Source organism: Rhodopila sp., from assembly GCF_965277165.1.
In the GTDB taxonomy this organism is placed as follows: domain Bacteria; phylum Pseudomonadota; class Alphaproteobacteria; order Acetobacterales; family Acetobacteraceae; genus Rhodopila.
This window is the reverse complement of sequence record NZ_CBDICE010000006.1, coordinates 753,757-775,781: the sequence shown is the minus strand read 5'-3', so window position 1 is coordinate 775,781 and position 22,025 is coordinate 753,757. Positions and strand designations below refer to the sequence as shown.

The following is a 22,025-nucleotide window of genomic DNA, read 5'->3' as shown; positions in this document are numbered from 1 at the left end:
GGCCGCCACTGGACAACAATCATTCCGGGTCGCTCTTGCCGCGCCCGCGCTTCAGCCGTCCCCGGTGCGCCTTTTGCTCCAGCCGCCGCAGCTTTGAACCATGGCTTGGCTTGGTCGGCACCCGCCGGATCGGCGCAACGCCGGCGCGCCGGATCAACTCGATCAGCGCCGCCATCGCCTCGGCGCGATTGCGCTCTTGCGTGCGGTGTTGCTGGGCGGAGATCAGGATGTCGCCGTCCAGCGTGAGCCGGCGGCCCGCCAACCTTTCCAGCCGGGCGCGGACCGGCGGCGGCAGACCGGCATGATCCAGGGACAGTCGAAGCTGCACCGCGGTTTCAACCTTGTTGACGTTCTGCCCGCCGGGTCCGGAGGCTCGGATGAACGTCTCCTGCAACGCCCGCTCGTCGATCGCCAGCGTCCTGGTTACTTGGATCATCGACCGTCCCGTCCGTCACGCTTGTTACCATAGGCCGGTAAACGCGGCCGCTTGCTTGTTCAATCGCCGATGTTGGGGAATACTCCACCCATTCAAAAAACGGTCGGCGACAATGTCCGGCTCTCCGGGAGGAATCACCACAATGAAATCCCGCCTCAGCCGCCGCAAGGCCCTGCATCTGGGTGCCACCGCGGCCGCGCTTCCGCTGGTCAACATCCGCTCCGCCGGGGCCGCCGGCCGCCTCAGCGTTGCGCTGTGGGACCATTGGGTTCCGGCCGGCAACGAAGCAATGAAAAAATTGGTCGGCGCCTGGGCGGAGAAGAACAAGGTCGATGTCACGCTCGATTTCCTGACCTCCATCGGCAACAAGATCAACATCACCATGGCGGCCGAAGCGCAGGCCAAGACCGGGCACGACGTCTATGCCTTCGATATGTGGTCGGTGCACGAATACGCCGATGAGCTCGACCCGGTCGACGACATCATGCACGGATTCATCGCCAAGTATGGCAAGATCGGCCGCGCCTACGAGTATCTCGGGGTATCCGACGGGCATTGGCGGGCGATCCCGGTGGCCTGGGGTTCGGCGCCGCTGACCAGTTGCGCGCGGATCAGCATGTTCAAGAAATACGCCGGAATCGACGTCGAGGCGTGGTTCCCGAATCATCCATCGACGCCGGCGGCGTCCGCCGACTGGACCTATGAGACCCAGTTGAAAGCGGCGGAGGCCTGTCACAAGGCCGGCTTCCCATTCGGCTTCGGCTGCGGCTCCACCACTGACTCGAACCAGACCTGGGGCGCCACGTTTGGCGCGTTCGGCGCCGATCTGGTTGACGCCAAGGGCAACATCACGGTCGATTCCGACAACGTCCGGACAGCGCTGGAATACGCCAAGCGCATGGTGCCGTTCCTGCCGTCAGACACCGTCAGCTACGACGATGCCTCCAACAACCGAGCGCTGATCTCCGGCAAGTCGGCGATGATCTGGAACCCGCCCTCGGCGTGGGCGGTGGCCAAGCGCGACGCACCGCAGGTGGCGGCGGACTGCTGGACCTTCCCCAACCCGCGCGGGCCCAAGGGCCGCATGGTGCCGATGCGGCCGTATTTCTTCGGCCTCTGGTCGTTCGCGCAGAACAAGCCGGCGGCGCGCGAGCTGTTGGCCTATCTCGGCGCCCGCGAGCAGATGGAGACGCTGACCACGGCGGTCTCCGGCTACGACATTCCGCCCTATGCCTCGATGGCCGACTTCAAGATCTGGGAGCAGGTCGAGCCGCCCAAGGGCACGGTATACAACTATCCGATCCGGCCTTGGCACGACGCGGAATATTATGTCACCGGATCATCCGGACCACCAGATATCGGCGTCCAGGCGTGGAACCGCGGCCTGATCCCGACGATGGTGTCGAAGCTGGTCTCGGGACAGACGATCAAGCAGTCGATCGACTGGGCGAAGGACGAACTCGAAGGGTTCACCCGCTAAGACACGATCGGATCAGGTCGAACCGATCGTGCCTTGCAACTCTTTGTTCACCAGAGCGATTCACGCTTTTGGTGATGCCACCAAAAGCGATCGCGCTCTGATCCGAGCTCGGCACGGACAACCGTTCAATCGCTCTCCGGCGGGATCACATTCTGCGGCCGCGGGCCCAGCAACGCGGCGCGCATGGTCTCGGCGGACTTGCTGCGAATGTCGTCCCACGCCTGCGGGGTATAGAACGCCGAGTGCGGCGTGATGATCAGCCGGCCCAGCGTCCAGCCCTCGCGCGCCCGATAGGCCCGCAGCAGCTCGGGCACCGGCTCGACCGGTGGCTCCACCGGCACCACGTCCAGCCCGACCCCGGCCAGGTGCCCACTCTTCAGCAATGTCGCCAGCGCATCGATGTCGATGATCGGCCCGCGCGCGGTGTTCACCACTACCGCCCCTTTCGGCAGCAGAGACAATTGCCGCAGCCCCAACAGCCCCCTGGTGTCGCGCGTCAACGGCGCATGCACCGACAGCGTGTCGGTCTGCTCCAGCAATGCCTCCAGCGTCGCCGCACGCTCGATGCCGAGGCCGAGTTCCACCCCGTTCGGCAGATACGGGTCATGGAATACCACCCGGAAGCCAAACGCCTTGGCGCGCAAGGCAACGGCCGTGGCGATGCGGCCCATCCCGACAATGCCGAATGTCTGCACCGCCGAACGCCGCACCAGCGGGTCATCGACATACCGCCAGACCGCCGGCGGCGAGGTACGCTGAGCCTCATGATGCAACAACAGGCCCCGGCGCAGTGAAAGCGCCAGAGCCATTGCGTGATCGGCAACCTCGGTCGTTCCGTAGTCCGGCACATTCAGGATCACGATCTGCCGGTCCGCCGCCGCCGCCCGGTCCAGGTTGTCATACCCGACGCCCATCCGGCAGATCGCGCGCAACCGGGGGAACCGCTTGAGGTCGGCGGCATTCACCTTGAACCGCAGGATCATCAATCCCTCGGCAGCCGCGCAGTCCGCATCCGAAAGATCGGCCAGCGAGGCGGTCGGCGCCGGCGGAAACATCACCCGCACGTCCGGGCCGTAGACCCGCTGCTCCACGCTGTCGTCGGCATAGGATTTTTCCGAATACAGCACGCTGACCCGGGTCATGGCGGTTGCTTCCTTCGTTGCCTTTCCGCCGTCCTATAACGAGCCGCCAAGTGACGCAATCGGCGCGGTTATTTCGACTTGGACTCCTCGGCCTTCTTCGACTGATGATGTCCGATCGCGGCCCCGGTGGCGGCACCAGCAACCGCATGGCCGCTGCCAACTTCGTGTCCAGCTAGCGCGCCGACCGCGGCGCCCTTCGCGGTTCCCGCTGGCTTCTTGCTGCTGTCGTCCGCCGCGTGCGCCGAGACGGTGAAGCCGATAAGCATGGCGGCGAGGATGATACGTCGCATCGAAACACTCCCTGGTGGTGACGCATGCAACGCCATCACCCGGCAAATGTTTCCCACCGCCGGTTCATCCTGCGGCCGTGTTGCCGATTTACCCACCATCTCGACGCCAGGCCGAACGGCGTGCTTCTCTGCCCCAATGGAGCGACCGCGCAGCATTCTGGTCACCGGCGCGGCCAGCGGCATCGGCGCGGCGATCTGCCGGGCTATGGCCGGGCCGCGGAGCGCAATCCTGGTACACACAAGACGCAACGCCACGGGCGCCGAGACGGTGGCGCGCCAAGTCCGCGAGGCCGGGGGTTTGGCTGAAGTTGCCCTCGGCGACCTCGCCGATCCGGCCGCAGCGGCACAGTTGGTGCTAAGCGCGACGCGCCATTTCGGCGGTCTGGACGTGTTGATCAGCAACGCCGGCTTCGCCGATCGCACCACGTTCGCCGACCTGACCGACCAGGCGCTGACGGCCTCTACCCAGTCGATCCAGGGCGCCTTCTTCCGCCTCGCGCAGGCTGCCCTGCCGCATCTGCGCGGCGCGGCCGACGGCCGGATTGTCGCCATATCCAGCTTTGTCGCGCACGCCTATCGCGTCGATCTGCCCGGCTTCCCCGCCTCCGCCGCCGCCAAAGCCGGGCTCGAGGCGTTGGTCCGCGCGCTGGCCATCGAACTCGGCCCCAGCGGCGTGACCGTCAACGCGGTGGTGCCTGGTTTCATCCGCAAGGACCCGAACGCCCACCGAGCCATCGGCCCGAACGCGCTGTCGCCGCAGACCGCCCGGATCCCGCTGGGACGGATCGGCCTACCGGAAGATGTCGCCGCCATGGTCGAGTTCCTTGCCTCGCCGGCCGCCGGCTACGTCACCGGTCAGACCATCCATGTCGATGGCGGACTGGTGATCTGAAACTAGGCGGGTGCGACCCCGGCTTTGGGCGCGGCCATCGCCGGCGTGGTGCCGAATGTCTCGCGGAATGCCGCCCCGAACGCCGGCACGCTGGCATAGCCGACGGCAACCGCCACGCGGTTCGCAGGGTCGCCGCGGGCAATCCGCGCCAACGCCTCGGTCATCCGCAACTGCCGCCGCCACTGCTGGAAGCTCATGCCGGTCTCGGCCCGGAATAGCCGCGCCAGGGTGCGCACCGACGCGCCGGCGACCGCCGCGTGGCCCTCCAGGTCGCGCGGGTCGGCGGGATCGGCGATCAGCACCGCCACCACCCGCAGCAGCCTGGGATCGCTGCAGGCGGGTAACGACAGCGGCCGGGTGCCGGCACGCCTGATCTCGTGCAGCACCAGTGCCGCCACCAGCCGGATCGGCCCACTCGCGTCCCACACCACCGGCTCCCCGCACACCGTCAGGATCAGTTCGCGCAGCAGCGGCGATACCGCGATCACCGTCGCCGACGACGGTCCCGAGGCCGCCGCATCGGCGCGCAGGAACAACGCCCGCATCCGCACCAGGCCGTCCATGCGAACGCCGTGCGGCGTGTCCGCCGGCACCCAGAGCCCGGTTCCCGGCGGCACGGTGAACAGCGCCGCGTCGGTGTTGATCCGCATCACCCCGGAGGTGGCAAACAGCAACTGCGCCCGGGGATGCCGATGCAGTCCGGTCTCGTGCCCCGGCGCGTAGTCAAAGGCGTAGCCGACCATCGGCCGTGGTGCCCGTTCGAATGGCCGCAAACGACTTTGGCCGGTACGCGACAAATTTTGGCCAGACATCGCCATAACGACAGCCTACACTAAGGCATTATCGGTTCAGGTTGTACCGATAATGCTTGGCAACTCATTTCGCGAGGGCGATTCACGCTTTTGGTGATGCCGCCAAACGCGATCGCACTCCAGCGCCGAAGCGAAGGAAACGCCGTTCATGACCCCAGCGACCCGCCAGATCGTGTTCATCAACACCGCCCACACCATAACCCACTACAGCCTGCTGATCCTGCCCACCGCGGTGTTGGCGATGGCGGTTCGCGGCGGTCCGTTCGGCGAGTCGTACGGCCCGATCCTGGCGCTGGCGACGGGCATGTTCGTGTTCTATGGCCTGTTGTCGCTGCCGCAAGGCTGGCTGGTGGCGCGGTTCGGTCGCAAGACGCTGATGACAGCGTTCTTCCTCGGCACCGGGGTCAGCCTGATCGGCGCCGGCGCCGCACACTCACCGGCGATGCTGGCCGTCGCGCTGTCGCTCGCCGGGGCGTTCGCCTCGATCTACCATCCGATCGGCACCACGATGCTGGTCGAGGCCGCCGGCGACAAGCCCGGCCGCTCGATCGGCGTGAACGGCGTGTTCGGTAACTTCGGTGTCGCGCTGGCGCCGGTGGTGACGGCGTTTCTGGCCAACCAGGTCGGCTGGCGGGCGGCGTTCGTCGTGCCCGGCTTGCTGTGCGCGGTAGCCGGGCTGTGCTGGATGCGTACGCCGCTGGCCCATGTCAGCGCCCACGCCAACGCTCGTCCGTTTCCGCCGATCCCGCGCCATCTGGTCCGCCGCGCCGTCGTCGTGCTGATGCTGATCGCGATCTCGTCCGGCCTGGTGTTCAACGCCTACACCATCCTGCTGCCCAAGCTGATGCAGGAACGCCTGGCGAGTACTGCCAGCCTGTTGCCGCTGGTCGGGTTGGCGGCCTTCTTGGTCACCCTGTGCGGCGCGCTGACCCAGTTCTCGATCGGGCGAATGATCGACCACAGCACGCTGAAGCAGGTGTTCCTGCCGGTCAGCCTGCTGCTCGCACCGGCCATGCTGGCATTGTCCTTTGCGCAAGGCTGGCTGGTGCTGCCGCTGGCCGCTGTGGTGGCGGCGTCGATTTTCGGCCAGGTAACGGTGAACGAGACCATGGCGGCGCGCTACATTTCGCCGGCGTTACGCGCGCGGATCTACTCCGTGCGGTTCTTCGTCGGCTTCCTGGGCGCCGCCGCCGCCGCCCCCGTGGTTTCCATACTCTATGAGCGCACCGGCAGCGTGGCGGTGGTCACCATGGTTTTATCGGCGTTCTCGGTGGTCACGCTGGGCTGTGCGCTGTTCTTCCCGAACCGGCGCGAGGAACTGCGGCCCGAGCTGTGGGCTGAAGCCTCCGCCGAGACCGCCGCCCTGCCGGTCGCCGCGGAATAGCGGCGGCACGGCGCCGGGTTTGCAAACCACGAACCAAAGCGCCACATCTGGCGGATGCTTCGTCGCCGCATCCTGCAATTGTCCGCCGCGCTGCTGCCGTTCAGCCTAACCGCCAGGGCAACAACATCGATCGTGCTGTCCGCCCAGGACCAGGCGGATATCGTCCGCATCCAGGATTACCTGAACGGGCTCAAGACGCTCAAGGCGCACTTCCTGCAGGTGGCCGGCGACGGCGGGGTTTCTCAAGGCACCGCATGGCTGCAACGCCCAGGCCGGATGCGCTTCCAGTACGACCCACCGTCTCCCTTCCTGCTGATCGCCGCCTACGGCGTGCTGACCTTCCACGACTCGGCGCTGCAGCAAACCACCAATATCGGGCTGGGCCGCACGCCGTTGGGCATCCTGCTGGCGAAGCACGTTGAATTGTCCGGCCATGGAGTGACGGTGACCAGCATCCAGCACGTGCCGGGCCAGATCCAGTTGACGCTGGTGCGCACCAACAGCCCCGGCGATGGCTCACTGACGTTGATCTTCTCCGATCCGCCGCTCAGTCTGCGGCAATGGACGGTGGTGGACGCGCAACGGCGCGAAACCCACGTCACCCTCTACAACATTCAGCTCGGCGGCAGCTTCGACCCGCAACTGTTCGAGCAAATCAGTCCGCCAGCGGCGAAACAGGGATGAAATGGCCGGCTTGCATGACGGGCATGTGTCCCGCGGGACGAAAAACCCTTCTTTTTGTCGCCAAGATGGGGAATGATATTTCCTGACATGAGGTCTGCCCGCGTCGTCAAGCCGTTAATCGGCATCAGTTGCTGCACCAAGCAGTTCGGTGTTTTCGGAATGCCGAACCATGCCGCCTCCGACACGTACGTGCGAGCAACCGACGAAGTGATCGGCGGCGTCCCGGTCTTGCTGCCCGCCAACGGCCCAACCGCCGACATCGAGACCCTGCTTGAGCGACTCGACGGCATCGTCCTGACCGGCAGCCGCTCCAACGTCCAGCCCACGCTGTATGATGGTCCGCCGCATGCCGAGGGCACGCACGAGGATCCCAACCGTGACGGCATTACGCTGCCGCTGATCCGAGCGGCGGTGGCGCGCGGAGTTCCGTTGCTGGCGATCTGCCGTGGGTTTCAGGAGTTGAATGTCGCTCTCGGCGGATCGCTGCACCAGCGGATCCAGGACCTGCCGGACCGGATGGATCATTCCACGCCGATGCAGCCGTCCGCGCGGCTGCGCCAAAGCAAGGCGCACTCGATCCGGGTCACCCCGGGCGGCTGGCTGCACCACCTGGCCGGCACGACGCGGATCGCGGTGAACTCCTTGCACAACCAGGGGATCAACAAGCTCGCTCCGGGACTGGTCGCCGAGGGCATCGCGCCGGACGGTCTGATCGAGGCAGTCTGCGTCGCCGCCAGCCAAGGCTACGCAGTGGGTGTGCAATGGCACCCGGAATACGATTGGCAGACCGACACGCTGTCGCGCGCAATCTTCGAGCAGTTCGGCACCGCGGTGCGGGCCTACGCCGATGCCGCTCGGCTAGGCGCAGTGCGCCTAGCCGCGGAATAACTGGCGCGGGCCGGTTGGCGCCCGCCGGTCGCCGCGGATTAATCGGGGAGTGCATAGGCGGTCCGCCGCCGCAGTCTGCCTTTCCCCTTGTCAGGCGGCCTGTTTCGCCCGATGTATCGGCATAACCAGACAGGACCAGCGCGGTCCGGATTAGTCAAACCCGCACAACAGGACAGGTTGCCATGTTCATCGAAACCGAAGGCACGCCGAACCCGGCCACGCTGAAGTTCCTGCCGGGACGCGACGTGATGGGTGTTTCCACCGCCGACTTCGCTTCCGCCGTCACGGCCGTGCGCAGTCCTCTGGCCACCGACCTGTTCGCGTTGCAAGGCGTGGCGCGCGTGTTCCTCGGCGGCGATTTCGTCACCGTCACCAAGAACGACGAGATTTCCTGGCAGGCACTCAAGCCGCAAGTACTTGGCGTCATCATGGATCACTTCGTCGCCGGCCGCCCGGTGATCGAGGGTGACGAAGCCGATTTCAACGAGGAAGACGTCGATCCGGCCGATCGCGAAGTGGTCGATCAGATCAAGGAATTGCTCGACACCCGGGTCCGCCCAGCGGTCGCCGGCGATGGCGGCGACATCGTGTTCCGCGGCTTTCGCGAGGGCGTGGTCCGTCTGCACATGCAAGGCGCTTGCTCGGGCTGCCCATCCTCCAGCGCCACGCTGAAGCACGGCATCGAGAACATGCTGAAGCACTACATCCCGGAAGTCGTCGGCGTGGAGCAGGTCGAATTGTGATCCCCCACGGTTGACGACAGCGGGCGCATCATTCACGCTGCACCGCAGCACGAATTGTCGAATGCTGCTTTGGTGGCACAAGCCGATACCGGATCGACCGTGTCTGTTTCGCTCTGCGCGATCATGTCACTGATCAGGAGTTGCCTATGACGATTGACGCCGTCGGTCTCGATCTGCTGTTCAGAGAGGCTCGTACCCACAATAAATGGTTCGATACGCCGATCACCGATGACACCTTGCACCAACTTTACGACACGCTGAAGTACGGACCGACTTCGGCCAATACCTCGCCGGCACGCTTCGTCTTTGTGCGTAGCAAGGACGGCAAGCAGAAGCTCGCTCCGGCGTTGTCGGCGGGAAATACCGAGAAGACGATGTCCGCGCCGGCAACCGTGATTGTTGCATACGATCCAAAATTCTACGAGAAACTGCCGAAGCTGTTTCCGCACAATCCCGATGCGGTCTCCTGGTTCACCAGCAACGACGCGCTGGCGGCCACCACGGCGTTTCGCAACGGCACGCTACAGGGTGCCTACCTGCTGATCGCCGCGCGATCGCTCGGCCTTGACGTCGGCGCGATGTCGGGCTTCGACAATGCCAAGGTCGATGCGGCATTTTTTGCCGATAACGGCTGGCGGTCGAACTTCCTGGTCAACCTCGGCCAGGGCGACCCAACGGGGGTTTTCGACAGGTCTCCCAGACTGCCCTTCGACGAGGCCTGCCAACTGGCCTGATGCGTTCGCGCTTGCGCGAACGGCCAGCCGAGATAGCCTGATCGCGGCATGCGGATATTGGCGCTCGATTCGGCGGTGGCGCGCTGCTCGGCGACCATCGTCGCCGACGGCATGGTGGTCGCCGGCTTGCAACGCGATCTCGAGCGTGGTCACGCCTCGGTGCTGCCGGTCATGACCCGGGATTGCCTGCGCGAGGCCGGGATGGATGCGGTCGACCTCGATCTCATAGCGGTAACCGTCGGTCCCGGCAGCTTCACCGGCATCCGCGGCGGCGTGGCGCTGTCGCAAGGAATCGCCGTCTCCGCCGGTCGTCCCCTGATCGGTGTGACCGTGGGCGAGGCGCTCGCCGATTCGCTCCCCCTGCTCGGTAGCCGGACGTTGTGGTGTGCTACCATCAGCCGACGCGGCCGAATCTTCCTCGAAGTCGGAGACGAGGTGGCGTCGCTGGGGTTGACCGAATTGCCACACCCGTCAGGGCCGATTGCGATGGCTGGCGGAGCCGCAGCCGAGGTTGCCAGTCGGCTTGCCGCCCAAGGATGTGACGTGATGCTGACCGATGCCCGGTTGCCGACCGGGCGCCACATCGCCCAGGTGGCGGAGCGGCGCCATCGCGGCGAAATCCGCGCGCTGCCCGCCGCACCACTGTATGTCGATCCGGTGGAGGCCAGGTTGCCGGGCGGGGCACCGCCGCCGCCGAGGTGATGTATCGCGCGGCGGCAGCCGATTGCGGCCTGATGGCGGCGATCCACGCCGCGGCCTTTGCCGCCGCCGATGCCTGGAGCCGCGATGTCTTCAGCCTGCAATTGGCGCTGCCGAACGTATTCGGACTGATCTGTCCGCGCGGTGGAATGATCCTCGTCCGGGTGGCGGCGGACGAAGCCGAGATCCTGACACTCGCCGTGCGCCCGGAGATGCGGCGGGAGAAGATCGGCAGCGCTTTGATTGACGATGCAACAATCCGGGCAGCGGCGATGGGTGCCGCGAGGATGTTTCTTGAGGTGTCGGTCGCCAACGAGCCGGCTCGCCTGCTCTATGCGCGGGCGGGCTTTGTCGAGGCAGGAACGCGGCCGCATTACTATTCAGATAATTCCGACGCGCTGGTGTTGCGCCTCGACCTGATCTGAACCGATCAGCGGGCGGTGCCGCGCCGGATCAATAATCGGCTGATTCCTGCTGCGTCGGTCTCCAGCGACAGGATCTCGTGGCCGTGTTCCGCCGCTGTGCGGGGAACATTGCGAAACGGCTCAGCACCCCGCAACGAAACCAGAAGCGTCTCGCCCGGCGCCATTCGGTCCAAGGCCAAACGGGTTCTGACGAAAGTCATCGGACAAATCTCGCCTGTAATGTCCAATTCTCGGGTTACATGTTGCACAGATGACACGACGACCTTTATTGAAATTATCCAGTCGCCGTTGCGCGACCGTGATTCGCTTTCATATATATGTGCAAGAAAACAATCTAGAAAGGTCCTGCAATGGCTGACAAGCCGGTTGACACCGCAATTCTCGGGCTGACCGCGCAGATCGTTTCGGCGCACGCGGCCAATAACGACACCGACACCGGCACTCTGCCGAATGTTATTAAAGTGGTATACGACACCTTGTCTCGTATCGGCGATGCGCCCGCCGCCCCGGCGGAGAAGGCTCAGCCGGCGGTGCCGATCCGCAAGTCGGTATTCCCCGACTACATCATCTGCCTTGAGGACGGCAAAAGGTTGAAGATGCTGAAGCGACACCTGTCTACGTCCTATAATCTGACCCCTGAGCAGTATCGTGAAAAATGGGGGCTCGACTCGAGCTATCCGATGGTTGCTCCGAACTATGCCGAGAAACGCTCGACGCTGGCCAAGCAGATCGGTCTGGGCACGCATCGCACGTCAGGCCGCTGACCACGGTTATGCCCTGAAGCAGCCGTCGGTCCAGCGCCGAACGGGTCGAGGCTCACAGCGTTCCGGCGGATCGGTCACTGACTTGGTGTTGGGCGCTGCCAAAGGCACAGGCTTCCCTGAGACTGCCTTGGCATTGTATGCGGTTGCTCGGGACGTTCGCAGGCAGGGACGGACCGGGGAATGACCGCAAGGAACCGTATGGAATCGCGGATCGAGCGCCTGTGCATCTCACGTGGCCTGAAGATGACCGGCCAGCGACGGGTGATTGCTCGGGTTCTGTCCGAGGCCGGCGATCACCCCGATGTCGAGGAGTTGTATCGAAGGGCCTCGACGCTCGATCAGCACATCTCGATCGCGACGGTCTACCGCACGGTCCGCTTGTTCGAGGAGCAGGGAATCCTCGAACGGCGCGACTTTGGCGGCGGACGAGCGCGTTATGAGCCGTCCGAGGATGGTCCGCACTATCATCTGATCGATGTCGAGACCGGCAAGGTCATCGAGTTCCAGGACCCCGAACACGAGCGTCTGATGCATGCGATCGCAGCCCGCCTGGGGTTTGACGTGGTGTCGCTGCGGCTTGAATTGTTTGGGCGGCGCCTTGGGGCGCAACTTGGCGCGCACCACCGACGGTCCGAGGATGAACGGGGTTTCGACGGTCATCCGGGCGGCGATGGCGATCGCGGCGTTGCAGCCCCAGTAAGCCCCGACGATAAAGCCTCCGGCGACGACGCCCTCGGAAATGACCGGTCGGATCTGGCCCCCAGTCGCGGCGCCACCGCCGGCGGCGGTGATCCGCGGCTCCGCGGCACGATCAAGGGACCCAGCCGATGAGCCAGGCGAGCGTCACCACGGACCCGATCGAACCATTTGCCGAGCTTCGTAGCGGCAGCCTGGGGGTTCGGCTGGCGGCCGGCCCGGACGAGATCGACGCAGTCCAGGCGCTGCGCTACCGTGTGTTCTATCAGGAATTGGGCGCCAAGGCTGATAGCGAAACCTCCCGGACCCAGCGCGATAAGGACATCTATGATACCGTAGCCGACCATTTGCTCGTGGTCGATCATGGCCTCGGCGAGGGTCTGCGCAACGTGGTCGGCACCTATCGGCTGATCCACCGCAAGGCGGCCCGCCGGATCGGGCGTTTCTATTCCTCGAGTGAGTACGACATCGACCGGATCGAAGCGATCCCAGGGAGCATCCTGGAGCTCGGGCGATCCTGCGTCGACGGCTACTATCGTAACCGTTCGGTCATGCAGTTGTTGTGGCGGGGAATCGGCGCCTATGTGTTCTTGCATAAGATTGAGCTGATGTTCGGTTGCGCCAGCCTGCCCGGTATCGATCCCGACGCTCTGGCGCCGGAATTGACCTATCTTTACTATAACCATTTGGCACCCGTTTCGGTGCGTCCGCGCGCCCTGCCTCACCGCTACGTCGAAATGCGCCGGCTCGATCCCGACGAGACCGAGGTCCGCGCCGCCTTGACCCGCCTGCCGCCGCTGATCAAGGGCTATCTTCGTCTGGGCGGCTTTGTCGGTGACGGCGCGGTGATCGATCCGCAGTTCAACACGACGGATGTGGCGGTGGTGGTACAGACCGATCTGGTAACCGACAAATACATCAAGCATTACCAACTTCTAGGCCGGGACACGCCGGACTGATCCGCCGATGCCGCGCTCCATGAGCAGCCGCCTGAAGACGCTGACCGCTCGGCTGTCCGCGTTGCGCGGCTGGCGTGCCGATGTCACCGCGGTACTGGGCGGGGCAAGCTCGGCGTTGGCGCTGCCGCCGATTTTTGCCCTGCCGGCTTTGCTGATCGGCATTCCGGTTCTTTTGTGCCTGATCCAGGGCGCTCCCGGCCCGGCGGTGGCGGCCAGACGGGGCTGGTGGTTCGGCTTCGGGCTGCATCTGGTCGGGCTGTACTGGATTACCGAGGCGATCCTGATCGAGGCAGCACGCTTCTGGTGGCTGGTGCCGTTCGCGGTACCGGGGCTGGCGGCGGTGCTCGCGGTGTTCATCGCCGTGCCCGCCGCTGTGGCTTGGTGGGCACCCCCCGGCTGGCGCGCCGCGCTGACGCTCGCCGGCGCCTGGGTACTCGGCGACCTCGCCCGCCAATTCGTCGCCACCGGCTTTCCCTGGAACCCGCTCGGCAGCGTTTGGGAATTCCCGGGCCGGCTCGGCGACATCATGATCCAGCCGGCGTCACTGGTCGGGGTGCATGGGATGACACTGGCGACCATCCTGCTGGCCGCGACACCTTTGCTGAGCCGGGCATGGCGCTCCGGCGGCCTGGCGCTGCTGGCGCTGTGGTGCGGGTTCGGCATCATCCGGCTGGACCAGAAAGCACCGCCCGGTCCGGACCTCACCGTGCTGCTGATCCAGGGCAACGTGGCCCAGGGGCAGAAATGGAACCAAGCGCTGATGGTCTCGATCTTCCGCCACTATCTGGCCCTGACACGCCAGGCGGTGGCACAGGCAAAGGGGCGTCCGGCGGTGGTGGTGTGGCCGGAAACCGCCAGTCCGGCGTTGTTGCAGACCGACGGCCCGGCGCGCACCCTGATCGCCGACGCAGCCGGCGGGGCCACCGCGCTGGTCGGTGCGGTGCGTTTCGATGCCACCGGACATCCGCGCAATAGCCTGTTCGCGCTGGGCCCGACTGGGCAGATCGAGGCGATCTACGACAAATGGCACCTGGTTCCACTCGGCGAGTATCAGCCGAACTGGCTGCCGCTGGGATTTCAGGTGGTGCCGGGGGGCGGCTTCGCACCGGGTCCGGGGCCTCGGACCTTGCATATCCCCGGCATTCCTCCGGTCGGAGCGTTGATTTGCTACGAGGCGATCTTCTCGCATCAGGTCGTCGACGAGTCGGATCGGCCTGACTGGATGGTCAATGTCACCAACGACGCCTGGTTCGGCAACTCCAGCGGTCCGCGCCAGCATCTGGCGGCAGCCCGGTTGCGGGCAGTGGAAGAAGGCCTGCCGCTACTTCGAGCAGCGAATACTGGCATATCAGCCGCATTCGACAGCAAAGGCCATGAATTGGGCCGTATCGGGATGCAAACAACTGGGATTTTGCCGGTGGATTTGCCGGCGCCACTTGCAATGCCATTGTACGCAAGGCTGGGTTTGATTCTACCTGCGGGCGCAGCCGTTCTCTCTTTGGTTACCGGACTATACGGAAATTGGCGGAGACGACCCAGACTTCGTGCTAATTTTTGTATTAGTTGACAGATATATTATCACTTGCTGTAAAATTTCCCGCGAGTTGACAATTTTTGGTTGCAGACCAATCGCAGTTCCTCTAATCAGTAGTCTAGTTCCTTGTCCGAAAACCGCAGGCGGTGCGATAAGCAGGGGACAGACTATTGGGTCCGCCACGGAAAGAGGACGAAACTCATGGTAGGGGCCGAACAAGTAGTAGGAAGTGAGCGGGAATCGCGCCCCAGCCCGATCGACGTACACGTTGGTTCTCGGATCCGTCTCCGCCGCACATTGCTCGGGATGAGTCAAGAACGGTTGGGCGAGTCTCTTGGTCTGACATTTCAGCAAGTGCAGAAGTATGAACGTGGTGTCAACCGGGTGGGCGCGTCTCGTTTGTTCGACCTGTCCCGTGTCCTCGATGTACCGATCAGCTTCTTCTTTGACGACATGCCCGACAGCCTGGCGGCAAACTTCGGTGGCGTGCCAAGCCGCCGGGTCGGCGGCTCCGAACAACAGGATCCCTTCGGCGACGACACCTTGAGCCGGCGGGAGACGCTTGAACTGGTGCGGGCCTACTACCGCATAACCGATGCCGCGATCCGAAAGCGTGTGTTCGAGTTGATCAAGTCCATGGGCCCCGCCGAGAGCTGAAGCGGCGCGCCTCGACCCGACCCAATAGTTTCCGATCAGTTTTCGCGAAGTTGCGGATTGTCGAAACGCGGGTTTCTAAGCCCGTGCAGCGCATCGCTTAGCGCGGCGAACAGCGACCGCTTCTCCGCCTCGTGCAGGAACGCACCAACTTCCCAGCCTCGCCCATGACTGCTCAGCATCACGCGCGGGATACCGCGGCCAGGATCGAGGTCGACGCGCAACCAGGCAGACGGCAGCGACGCCTGTTGCCGCCGTCCGGTGGGATCCGTCCGAACCACAGTCACCGCCTGCGCGCTCAGCATGATCAATTCGCTGGCCCGTGCCCGGCGCAGATTGATCGTCAGCAACAGCACCACCACGGGCACTTCGACAACGCTGAAAACAACCACCGGCCACGCGCCGATCAACCAGAAACGCAACGCCATGGCCGCGGTCAACACCGCCAATAAACCAACCACTACCAGGACACCTTTGGGCGTCAGACTGCGGTGGGGAACGATGAAAGCCTCGAACACGGGCGCCTGAGTCACCGACATCAGACATCCTAACAGTCCAGGCGCACGCGCATCCAGAGGCTCCCGCGCGCAAAGCACTGCGCCACGGGCCGGCGGGCGGGTCTGTTACTGAACGATCCCCTTATCGCCGACGCCAAATCCGCCCGCCGCATTGGCCAGCCGCTGCAGATCGGTGCGCGATACCAGGAGGTTGGCGGACGCACCGCAGTTGCCCGACGCCGAAGCGGTCTCGGACCCTGCCCAATGCACCAGATAGCCCACCGACGGCTCGTCCCGGCGACCCTCGACAATCAGACTGCCGCCCTTCTGGGCTATCACGTTCGGATCAAGCGCGCAGGCCGCGCCTGGCGCCCCGGCAACCAGCGTCGCGGGAACGCTCATCTGCCACATGTCGGTGTCCTGCGATCCGGCGCGGAAGGCGACGATGTCGCCGACCTTGGGACGAAACTCATCGAGCTGAAGCACCAGGAAGGTACTGAGGCAACCTGTCACCATGATCGCCATTGCCGCCAGAACCGGCAGCCAGGCGGCCCATGACGACCCGTGGGATGTGCCACCAGGATTGGAGTTTCGGCTGGGATCGTGGCGGTCCGGTTGTCGCATTGCTTTAAGGGCCTTCATCACAATAACGCGAAGATGCAATCCGCTTCATATTGTGCAGCGCAGCATCATTGCAAGCACGGAGTTTGGCATCCTGGTCGAAGCTGCCATCTGTCTGACGCAAGACGGTGGGCGTGCCCGGGCTTGCGTGGACTATCGCCGCGTCCCGATCACCGACAGACTCGGATGTCCGCTAAGCCCGACAGGAGGTGAAACGTTGACCCGCCAACACAAAACACCACTGCTGAATGAGCAGGCAGCCTTCGCCAAACTCCAGTCCGCCCTGCCGGCGTTATTCGACAAGATCATTCCGGACCGCACCGCATCGCGGACGATCGTGGTGGTGCCCAGCATGAGCGTCGATCCGGAAATGGCGTCCGGCATTGCCGGCGTGCACCATTACGAAGAGCGCATGCTCGGCATGCTGATGCTGCTCCGCCTGCCGCGGGCGCGGCTGATCTACCTGACCAGTCAGCCTGTTTCAGAAACGATTATCGACTACTATCTGCATCTGCTGCAGGGGGTTCCGGCCCAGCATGCGCGCGCACGACTGACCATGCTGGCCTGCTTCGACGGCACCACCCGCCCGCTCAGCGAAAAGGTCCTGGCGCGTCCGCGTCTGCTCGCCCGTGTGCGCGAAGCGATCGGCGATCCAGGCAACACCTACATGACCGCCTTTACCGTCTCCACCTGGGAACGCAGCCTGGCCGTTCGCCTCGGCGTGCCGATCTACGGCTGCGATCCGGATCTGCAGTCCCTCGGATCGAAAACTGGCGGCCGCCGATTGATGCGCCAAGCCGGGGTCAGCGTGCCGGATGGCGCCGAGGACCTGACGAGCGAGGCCGATATCGTAGCCGCCCTGACCGCGTTGAAAGCACGCAACCCTGCTCTGCGGCGCGCTGTGGTAAAGCTCAACGAAGGCATTTCCGGCGAAGGCAACGCCGCGTTCGAATTCGAAGGCGCCCCGACCGGCGACGCCCTGGCGCCCTGGATCGCCGACCGGTTGCCGAACCTGACGTTCCAGGCCGAGGGCATGACCTGGGACGGCTTCCGCGCCAAGGTGTGCGAGATGGGTGCGGTCGTCGAGGCCTTCATAGAGGCGGATGAGAAGCGTTCACCATCGGCGCAGTTCAACATCGACCCATTCGGTTACGTCGAAGCCGTATCCACCCACGATCAGGTGTTGCAGGGCCAGGCCTTCCTGGGCTGCCAGTTCCCGGCCGATGAGGCCTACCGGCTGCAGATCCAGGAATCAGCCGCCAAGGTCGCCAGACTGCTTGGCCAGCGCGGCGTACTGGGGCGCTTCGCCATCGATTTCATCTCCACGAGGCGGGGCAGCACCTGGCGTCACTACGGCATCGAACTCAACCTGCGCAAAGGCGGCACCACGCATCCATTTCTGATGCTGCTGTTGCTGACCGGAGGCGCCTACGATCCGGTCTCCGGCCTGTTCCGAACGCCGGCCGGCCAACCGCGGTTCTACTACGCGTCGGACAATCTCGAAGCACCGCACTACAAAGGTCTGACACCGTCCGATCTGGTCGACGTCGCGGTGCTGCATGGACTGCATTACGACGGCACGGTGCATGAAGGCGTCGTCTTCCACCTGATCGGTGCGTTGTCGGAGTACGGCAAGCTGGGCGTGGTCTGCGTTGGCGCATCGCCTGAGCGCGCCGAGGCGCTGTATCGGCGGACCGTCGAAGTCCTCGACCACGCGCAGGACCCGGACTAACCGGCCGTCCGACGAGGATCTCAATCCTGGCGGTAGTTCGGCGCCTCTCGGTCGATCGCCACGTCATGCACATGGCTCTCGCGCAAGCCGGCGCCGGTCACCCGCCGAAATCGCGTATTCGCCTGCAGTGAGCCGATATCCGCGCTGCCGGTATATCCCATACCGGCCTTCAGGCCGCCGACCAGTTGATGCACGACATTGCCGACCGGCCCCTTGTAGCCAACCCGGCCCTCGATCCCCTCCGGCACCAGCTTCAACTGATCCCTGATATCCTGCTGGAAATAACGATCGGCCGAACCCCGCGCCATCGCCCCCAGGCTGCCCATGCCACGATACGATTTGTACGACCGTCCCTGATACAGAAACACCTCGCCCGGAGCCTCATCGGTGCCGGCGAACAGGCTGCCGATCATGCAACAATCCGCCCCTGCCGCGATCGCCTTCACCACATCCCCGCTGGTCCGCATGCCACCATCGGCGATCGAGGGTATGCCGTGTTCCCGGCACGCCGCGGCCGTCTCCATCACCGCGGTGAACTGCGGCACGCCAACACCGGCGACGATACGGGTGGTGCAGATGCTGCCCGGGCCGATACCGATCTTGACCGCGTCGACTCCGGCCTCGATCAGCGCCAGAGCACCCTCGGGGGTGGCGACATTGCCGCCGATCACCTGGGCGGTGTTGGACGCTGTCTTGATCGCCTCCACCGCGCGCATCACCGCCGCCGAGTGGCCATGCGCGGTATCGACCACGATGATGTCGGCCTCGGCGGCGATCAGCGCGCGCGCCCGGGCCTCACCGTCCGGCCCGACGCCGGTGGCCGCGGCGACTCGCAGGCGGCCAAGCTCGTCCTTGTTGGCGAGCGGATGCGACTCGGCCTTGTCCATGTCCTTGACGGTGATCAGCCCGATGCAGCGATAGCTGTCGTCGACCACGATCAGCTTCTCGATGCGGTGCTTGTGCAGCAGGTGCCTCGCCCGGTCCGCGCCGACATCGGCAGTGACCGTGACCAGGTTCTCCCGTGTCATCAGCTCATAAACCTTGAGGCTGGGTTCGACGGCGAAGCGGACGTCGCGGTTGGTGACGATGCCGACCAGCCGGTTGGTTTCGCGCTCCACCACCGGGATGCCGCTGATCCGCTGTGTGGTCATCAGCAGCTTGACGTCGGCCAGTGTCTGGTCGGGATGGATCGTCAGCGGGTTCACCACCATGCCGGATTCAAATTTCTTCACCCGGCGCACCTGGGCCGCCTGCTCAGCGGGTGTCAGGTTCTTATGAATCACCCCCATGCCGCCAAGCTGAGCCATGGCGATCGCCATTTCCGCTTCGGTGACAGTGTCCATGGCGGCCGATATCAACGGAATGTTCAGCGTGATGCCGCGGGTCAGCCGGGTCGCGGTGCTGGTGGAGGATGGCAACACCTGGGAATAGGCCGGCACGACAAGCACGTCGTCGAACGCCAAGGCCTCCTCCACCCGAGGGTACGCCACACCCGACGGGGTGGACTCGGGACGCGCCTGTTGGGGAATGTCGAACGCCATGGGCGGGGGAAGCCTTTCCGCTACCTTGGCGCCCCCACATAGGCGGGTGTCGGGGAGTCTGCAAGCGTCCGGTTGATGACAGGTGGCAATCCCGGCCGACGCGGCGCCCGCCGCGTTTACGCCCGCACATTCACGCCCGGGCGAAAACTCCGTTATGCCTTCGGCCAGACCGCCGCCGCCTGCGCCATTTCCGGTGGGTAGGTCGTGACGATCCGCCCATCCTGCCATTGCACGATCATCAGTTTGGCATCGACCCGCCGCCCAGCCTGGTCGTATTGCACGTGACGCCCCGGAAATAGCAACGCGGGACCATCGCGCAGATCGAAGCCGCGGATTTGCGCCACCACCTCGCCACGGTCGGTGCTGCCCGCCCGCTCCACCGCCAGAGCCAGCAGCTTGATGTGGCCGTAAGCCATGATCGGTTCCTGCAGCGTCCAGGGCTCCTTGGTCCGGGCGGTATATCGCCGCTCGATATCACCGAGCCCTTTGCCGGCCCCTCCGGCGGTGATGATCATCAGGCCCTGCACCACGCCGCGGCCGGCATTCGCAACCAGTTCCGGCGTCGCCCAGTGACCGCCGCTGCCGACCACCGGCAGCTTGCCGCCACCCATGCCAAACTCCGCCAGCTTGTCCAGGATGATCTTGTCGTCCGGCACATTCGACGGCAGCGCCAACAGGAAGTCCGGCCGCGCCGAACGCACCCGCTGGATCAGCGTCGTCGCATCGGCCAACGGCGGCGTGAATACCTCGTCCACCACCGCCGTCAGCCCGAGATCGGTCAGAACGTGGGCACGGATCGGTTTCAGGAAACTGACCGAGGATGCGGTATTGTCGGAAATGATCGCCACCCGCTTCAGCCGCTTCCCCGTCGTCCGCTGCGCCAGGTCGAGGATGGTTGGCAGCGCCTTTTCCGCCTGATCCACGGCGGTCGGCGACGACTGGAAGATGTAGTGGAATCCCCGGCTGGTGATCAGGTCCGAATAAGACTGGGTGAACCAGGGTATTTTCGCCCGCTCGGTGACCTCGGTCACCGCCAGGGTGAAAGTTGAAAGCCACACGCCGAACCCGCCACAGATATTCGGATGCTGTGAGATCATCCGCTGCGCCGCGTCCTTGGCTTTCTCGGCCGTATCGCCGGCATCGAACTGTATTAACCGAACCCTGGCGCCCCCAAGCGCCTTGATCCCACCGGCCGCATTGAGGTCGTCGATCGCCATCTCGGCGCCCCCACGCTGTAACTCGCCTTCACGCGCCCACGGGCCGGACAGCGGGCTGATCATGCCGAAGGTCACGCTGGGCGGGTCGGCACGAGCGGTCCTCAACATGGGAAGCGTGCCGGCCGCCGCGAGCACGCCGCGGCGCTTCAAAGTGGCTTGCTTCGCCATCGTTTCCTCCCCGTCCCTGCTTGCTGTCACCACCGCACGGGCATGGCCGGCTGTAAAGCCCACACGCGATCTGTTACTTGATGCTAATTGGAAACCATGACAAAGAGGCCATAGGCCGTTTGTGGATGTCTTCAGCCACTTCCGATCGCCGCCGTGACGAAACTTTGCCCCAGCGTGATGTAACCAGCGGTAAGGCGACCATGATTGCAAGACCAATCCGCATTTTCCTGCTCTTGGCAATCTGCCTTACAGGCTGCGACCGGGTGCTGTCGCCGCGGAGTTTTGCAGGCAGCGCGCCGCGCATGCTGCCGGAAGACTTCTTCGCCGGAGCCACCGCTTCGACCGGAGTGCTGCAGAACCGGGCCGGTGCGCCAACCGGGCATCTACGGGTTGTCGGGCTCGGGCAGGCGCTGCCAGATGGCATCTTCCGCCTGGTACAGACCGTTACCGTCGACCAGGATGCGCCGCAGACCCGGACTTGGCTGATGCACCGCCTCGACGCCCATAACTACACCGCGACCCTCACCGGGGCCTCCGGACCCGTGCGGGGTCAGGCTTACGGCAACTTGTTTCATCTACGCTACGCGATGAAAACCCCGTTCGGTGGAGAAATGGAGCAATGGCTCTATTTGCAGCCGGATGGTCGCACGGTAATGAACGAGGCGACGATCCGGGTGTTCGGGATCGTTGTCGCGCACATCTCGGAACGGATCACTCGCCAAGGCTCTTGAAAGCCACCTAGCGATCGGCCGTCCTCTCACGCGCCGGTCGATCTCACCCCGGGTTTTGCGGCGGACCCCGCCCACTCGATTGGCCCGGTTGGGGGTCAACCACCACCCCCTTCCAGCCAGTTATGCCCAGCGGCAACTCCCGTCGGGGCCGGGGCAACATGATAATCACACCCGCTCAGCCAGAGCGCGACAGCCAGATAAGACAAGGTGATCATACGATTCATAACGGTCCTATCGGAAATGGCCCCTCTCCAGCACTGCCGCGTCCTGTGCGTCTTGTCCAGCACGCCCGCCATCCGGCC

The 22,025-nt window shown here is 64.7% G+C and carries 24 protein-coding genes and 1 pseudogene; 16 read left to right on the top strand and 9 right to left on the bottom strand.

Annotation, left to right across the window (positions count from 1 at the left end; all coding sequences use genetic code 11):
- Positions 1 to 19 precede the first annotated feature (19 nt).
- Positions 20 to 436: an alternative ribosome rescue aminoacyl-tRNA hydrolase ArfB gene (gene arfB / locus ACQY4Y_RS15205; protein ID WP_428491448.1), complete on the bottom strand. Its 417-nt coding sequence runs from the start codon at positions 434 to 436 to the stop codon at positions 20 to 22.
- Between the two features lie 142 nt (positions 437 to 578).
- Between arfB and ACQY4Y_RS15200 the strand changes: the two genes are divergently transcribed.
- Positions 579 to 1,916 (top strand): ABC transporter substrate-binding protein, encoded by a 1,338-nt coding sequence (locus ACQY4Y_RS15200; RefSeq protein ID WP_428491447.1) that lies wholly within the window; start codon positions 579 to 581, stop codon positions 1,914 to 1,916.
- Positions 1,917 to 2,041: 125 nt separating this feature from the next.
- On the opposite strand, the gene ACQY4Y_RS15195 is transcribed toward ACQY4Y_RS15200, so the two are convergent.
- Complete coding sequence (locus ACQY4Y_RS15195; RefSeq protein WP_428491446.1) at positions 2,042 to 3,058, bottom strand: C-terminal binding protein; 1,017 nt, start codon at positions 3,056 to 3,058, stop codon at positions 2,042 to 2,044.
- A 68-nt stretch (positions 3,059 to 3,126) separates the two neighbouring features.
- Positions 3,127 to 3,348, bottom strand: a complete 222-nt coding sequence (locus tag ACQY4Y_RS15190) for a hypothetical protein (protein ID WP_428491445.1) — start codon at positions 3,346 to 3,348, stop codon at positions 3,127 to 3,129.
- Between the two features lie 136 nt (positions 3,349 to 3,484).
- Here ACQY4Y_RS15190 and ACQY4Y_RS15185 point away from each other — a divergent pair, with 136 nt between their 5' ends.
- Complete coding sequence (locus ACQY4Y_RS15185; RefSeq protein WP_428491444.1) at positions 3,485 to 4,240, top strand: SDR family NAD(P)-dependent oxidoreductase; 756 nt, start codon at positions 3,485 to 3,487, stop codon at positions 4,238 to 4,240.
- 2 nt (positions 4,241 to 4,242) lie between these two features.
- On the opposite strand, the gene ACQY4Y_RS15180 is transcribed toward ACQY4Y_RS15185, so the two are convergent.
- The gene (locus ACQY4Y_RS15180) at positions 4,243 to 4,983 is read right to left on the bottom strand and encodes an AraC family transcriptional regulator (RefSeq protein ID WP_428491443.1); all 741 of its coding nucleotides are present in this window, start codon (positions 4,981 to 4,983) and stop codon (positions 4,243 to 4,245) included.
- A 217-nt stretch (positions 4,984 to 5,200) separates the two neighbouring features.
- Here ACQY4Y_RS15180 and ACQY4Y_RS15175 point away from each other — a divergent pair, with 217 nt between their 5' ends.
- The 7 genes from ACQY4Y_RS15175 (at position 5,201) to ACQY4Y_RS15145 (ending at position 10,609) form a co-directional block, all read left to right on the top strand.
- On the top strand, positions 5,201 to 6,436 hold the full coding sequence (locus ACQY4Y_RS15175; protein WP_428491442.1) for an MFS transporter: 1,236 nt from the start codon (positions 5,201 to 5,203) through the stop codon (positions 6,434 to 6,436).
- Between the two features lie 54 nt (positions 6,437 to 6,490).
- The gene (locus ACQY4Y_RS15170) at positions 6,491 to 7,120 is read left to right on the top strand and encodes a LolA family protein (protein WP_428491441.1); all 630 of its coding nucleotides are present in this window, start codon (positions 6,491 to 6,493) and stop codon (positions 7,118 to 7,120) included.
- 87 nt (positions 7,121 to 7,207) lie between these two features.
- Positions 7,208 to 8,008 carry a gamma-glutamyl-gamma-aminobutyrate hydrolase family protein gene (locus ACQY4Y_RS15165; RefSeq protein ID WP_428491440.1) on the top strand — a complete coding sequence of 267 codons (801 nt, stop codon included), beginning with the start codon at positions 7,208 to 7,210 and terminating at the stop codon, positions 8,006 to 8,008.
- A gap of 182 nt (positions 8,009 to 8,190) precedes the next feature.
- A complete protein-coding gene (locus ACQY4Y_RS15160; RefSeq protein WP_428491439.1) occupies positions 8,191 to 8,751 on the top strand; it encodes a NifU family protein in 561 nt (186 codons plus the stop codon).
- 146 nt (positions 8,752 to 8,897) lie between these two features.
- Positions 8,898 to 9,485 (top strand): malonic semialdehyde reductase, encoded by a 588-nt coding sequence (locus ACQY4Y_RS15155; RefSeq protein ID WP_428491438.1) that lies wholly within the window; start codon positions 8,898 to 8,900, stop codon positions 9,483 to 9,485.
- A 48-nt stretch (positions 9,486 to 9,533) separates the two neighbouring features.
- Positions 9,534 to 10,187, top strand: coding sequence for a tRNA (adenosine(37)-N6)-threonylcarbamoyltransferase complex dimerization subunit type 1 TsaB (gene tsaB, locus ACQY4Y_RS15150; RefSeq protein ID WP_428491437.1), 654 nt, complete (start codon positions 9,534 to 9,536; stop codon positions 10,185 to 10,187).
- Positions 10,187 to 10,609, top strand: coding sequence for a GNAT family N-acetyltransferase (locus ACQY4Y_RS15145; RefSeq protein ID WP_428491436.1), 423 nt, complete (start codon positions 10,187 to 10,189; stop codon positions 10,607 to 10,609). The genes tsaB and ACQY4Y_RS15145 overlap by 1 nt, the downstream gene beginning before the upstream one ends.
- A gap of 5 nt (positions 10,610 to 10,614) precedes the next feature.
- On the opposite strand, the gene ACQY4Y_RS15140 is transcribed toward ACQY4Y_RS15145, so the two are convergent.
- On the bottom strand, positions 10,615 to 10,809 hold the full coding sequence (locus tag ACQY4Y_RS15140; protein WP_428491435.1) for a sulfurtransferase TusA family protein: 195 nt from the start codon (positions 10,807 to 10,809) through the stop codon (positions 10,615 to 10,617).
- A 150-nt stretch (positions 10,810 to 10,959) separates the two neighbouring features.
- Here ACQY4Y_RS15140 and ACQY4Y_RS15135 point away from each other — a divergent pair, with 150 nt between their 5' ends.
- The 5 genes and pseudogenes from ACQY4Y_RS15135 (at position 10,960) to ACQY4Y_RS15115 (ending at position 15,219) form a co-directional block, all read left to right on the top strand.
- Entirely contained in the window at positions 10,960 to 11,373 is a 414-nt protein-coding gene (locus ACQY4Y_RS15135; protein WP_428491434.1) for a MucR family transcriptional regulator, read from the top strand.
- Positions 11,374 to 11,571: 198 nt separating this feature from the next.
- A pseudogene (locus tag ACQY4Y_RS15130) lies at positions 11,572 to 11,979 on the top strand (Fur family transcriptional regulator); the annotation flags it as partial.
- Positions 11,980 to 12,200: 221 nt separating this feature from the next.
- Positions 12,201 to 13,028 carry a GNAT family N-acetyltransferase gene (locus tag ACQY4Y_RS15125; protein WP_428491433.1) on the top strand — a complete coding sequence of 276 codons (828 nt, stop codon included), beginning with the start codon at positions 12,201 to 12,203 and terminating at the stop codon, positions 13,026 to 13,028.
- 19 nt (positions 13,029 to 13,047) lie between these two features.
- Positions 13,048 to 14,595, top strand: a complete 1,548-nt coding sequence (gene lnt, locus ACQY4Y_RS15120; RefSeq protein ID WP_428491432.1) for an apolipoprotein N-acyltransferase — start codon at positions 13,048 to 13,050, stop codon at positions 14,593 to 14,595.
- Between the two features lie 168 nt (positions 14,596 to 14,763).
- Positions 14,764 to 15,219 (top strand): helix-turn-helix domain-containing protein, encoded by a 456-nt coding sequence (locus tag ACQY4Y_RS15115; RefSeq protein WP_428491431.1) that lies wholly within the window; start codon positions 14,764 to 14,766, stop codon positions 15,217 to 15,219.
- 35 nt (positions 15,220 to 15,254) lie between these two features.
- Here the strand turns inward: ACQY4Y_RS15115 and ACQY4Y_RS15110 are convergent, their stop codons facing one another.
- Both ACQY4Y_RS15110 and ACQY4Y_RS15105 read right to left on the bottom strand, forming a co-directional pair.
- Positions 15,255 to 15,755, bottom strand: a complete 501-nt coding sequence (locus ACQY4Y_RS15110; RefSeq protein WP_428491430.1) for a DUF2244 domain-containing protein — start codon at positions 15,753 to 15,755, stop codon at positions 15,255 to 15,257.
- An 84-nt stretch (positions 15,756 to 15,839) separates the two neighbouring features.
- A complete protein-coding gene (locus tag ACQY4Y_RS15105) occupies positions 15,840 to 16,337 on the bottom strand; it encodes a hypothetical protein (RefSeq protein ID WP_428491429.1) in 498 nt (165 codons plus the stop codon).
- Between the two features lie 214 nt (positions 16,338 to 16,551).
- Between ACQY4Y_RS15105 and ACQY4Y_RS15100 the strand changes: the two genes are divergently transcribed.
- Entirely contained in the window at positions 16,552 to 18,066 is a 1,515-nt protein-coding gene (locus ACQY4Y_RS15100; protein ID WP_428491428.1) for a peptide ligase PGM1-related protein, read from the top strand.
- Between the two features lie 20 nt (positions 18,067 to 18,086).
- Here the strand turns inward: ACQY4Y_RS15100 and guaB are convergent, their stop codons facing one another.
- Together guaB and ACQY4Y_RS15090 are read right to left on the bottom strand one after the other, a co-directional pair.
- On the bottom strand, positions 18,087 to 19,607 hold the full coding sequence (gene guaB, locus ACQY4Y_RS15095) for an IMP dehydrogenase (RefSeq protein ID WP_428491427.1): 1,521 nt from the start codon (positions 19,605 to 19,607) through the stop codon (positions 18,087 to 18,089).
- 152 nt (positions 19,608 to 19,759) lie between these two features.
- A complete protein-coding gene (locus ACQY4Y_RS15090; RefSeq protein WP_428491426.1) occupies positions 19,760 to 20,992 on the bottom strand; it encodes an ABC transporter substrate-binding protein in 1,233 nt (410 codons plus the stop codon).
- A 200-nt stretch (positions 20,993 to 21,192) separates the two neighbouring features.
- On the opposite strand from ACQY4Y_RS15090, the gene ACQY4Y_RS15085 reads away from it, so the two are divergent.
- Positions 21,193 to 21,723, top strand: a complete 531-nt coding sequence (locus ACQY4Y_RS15085) for a DUF3833 family protein (protein WP_428491425.1) — start codon at positions 21,193 to 21,195, stop codon at positions 21,721 to 21,723.
- Positions 21,724 to 22,025: the final 302 nt, after the last annotated feature.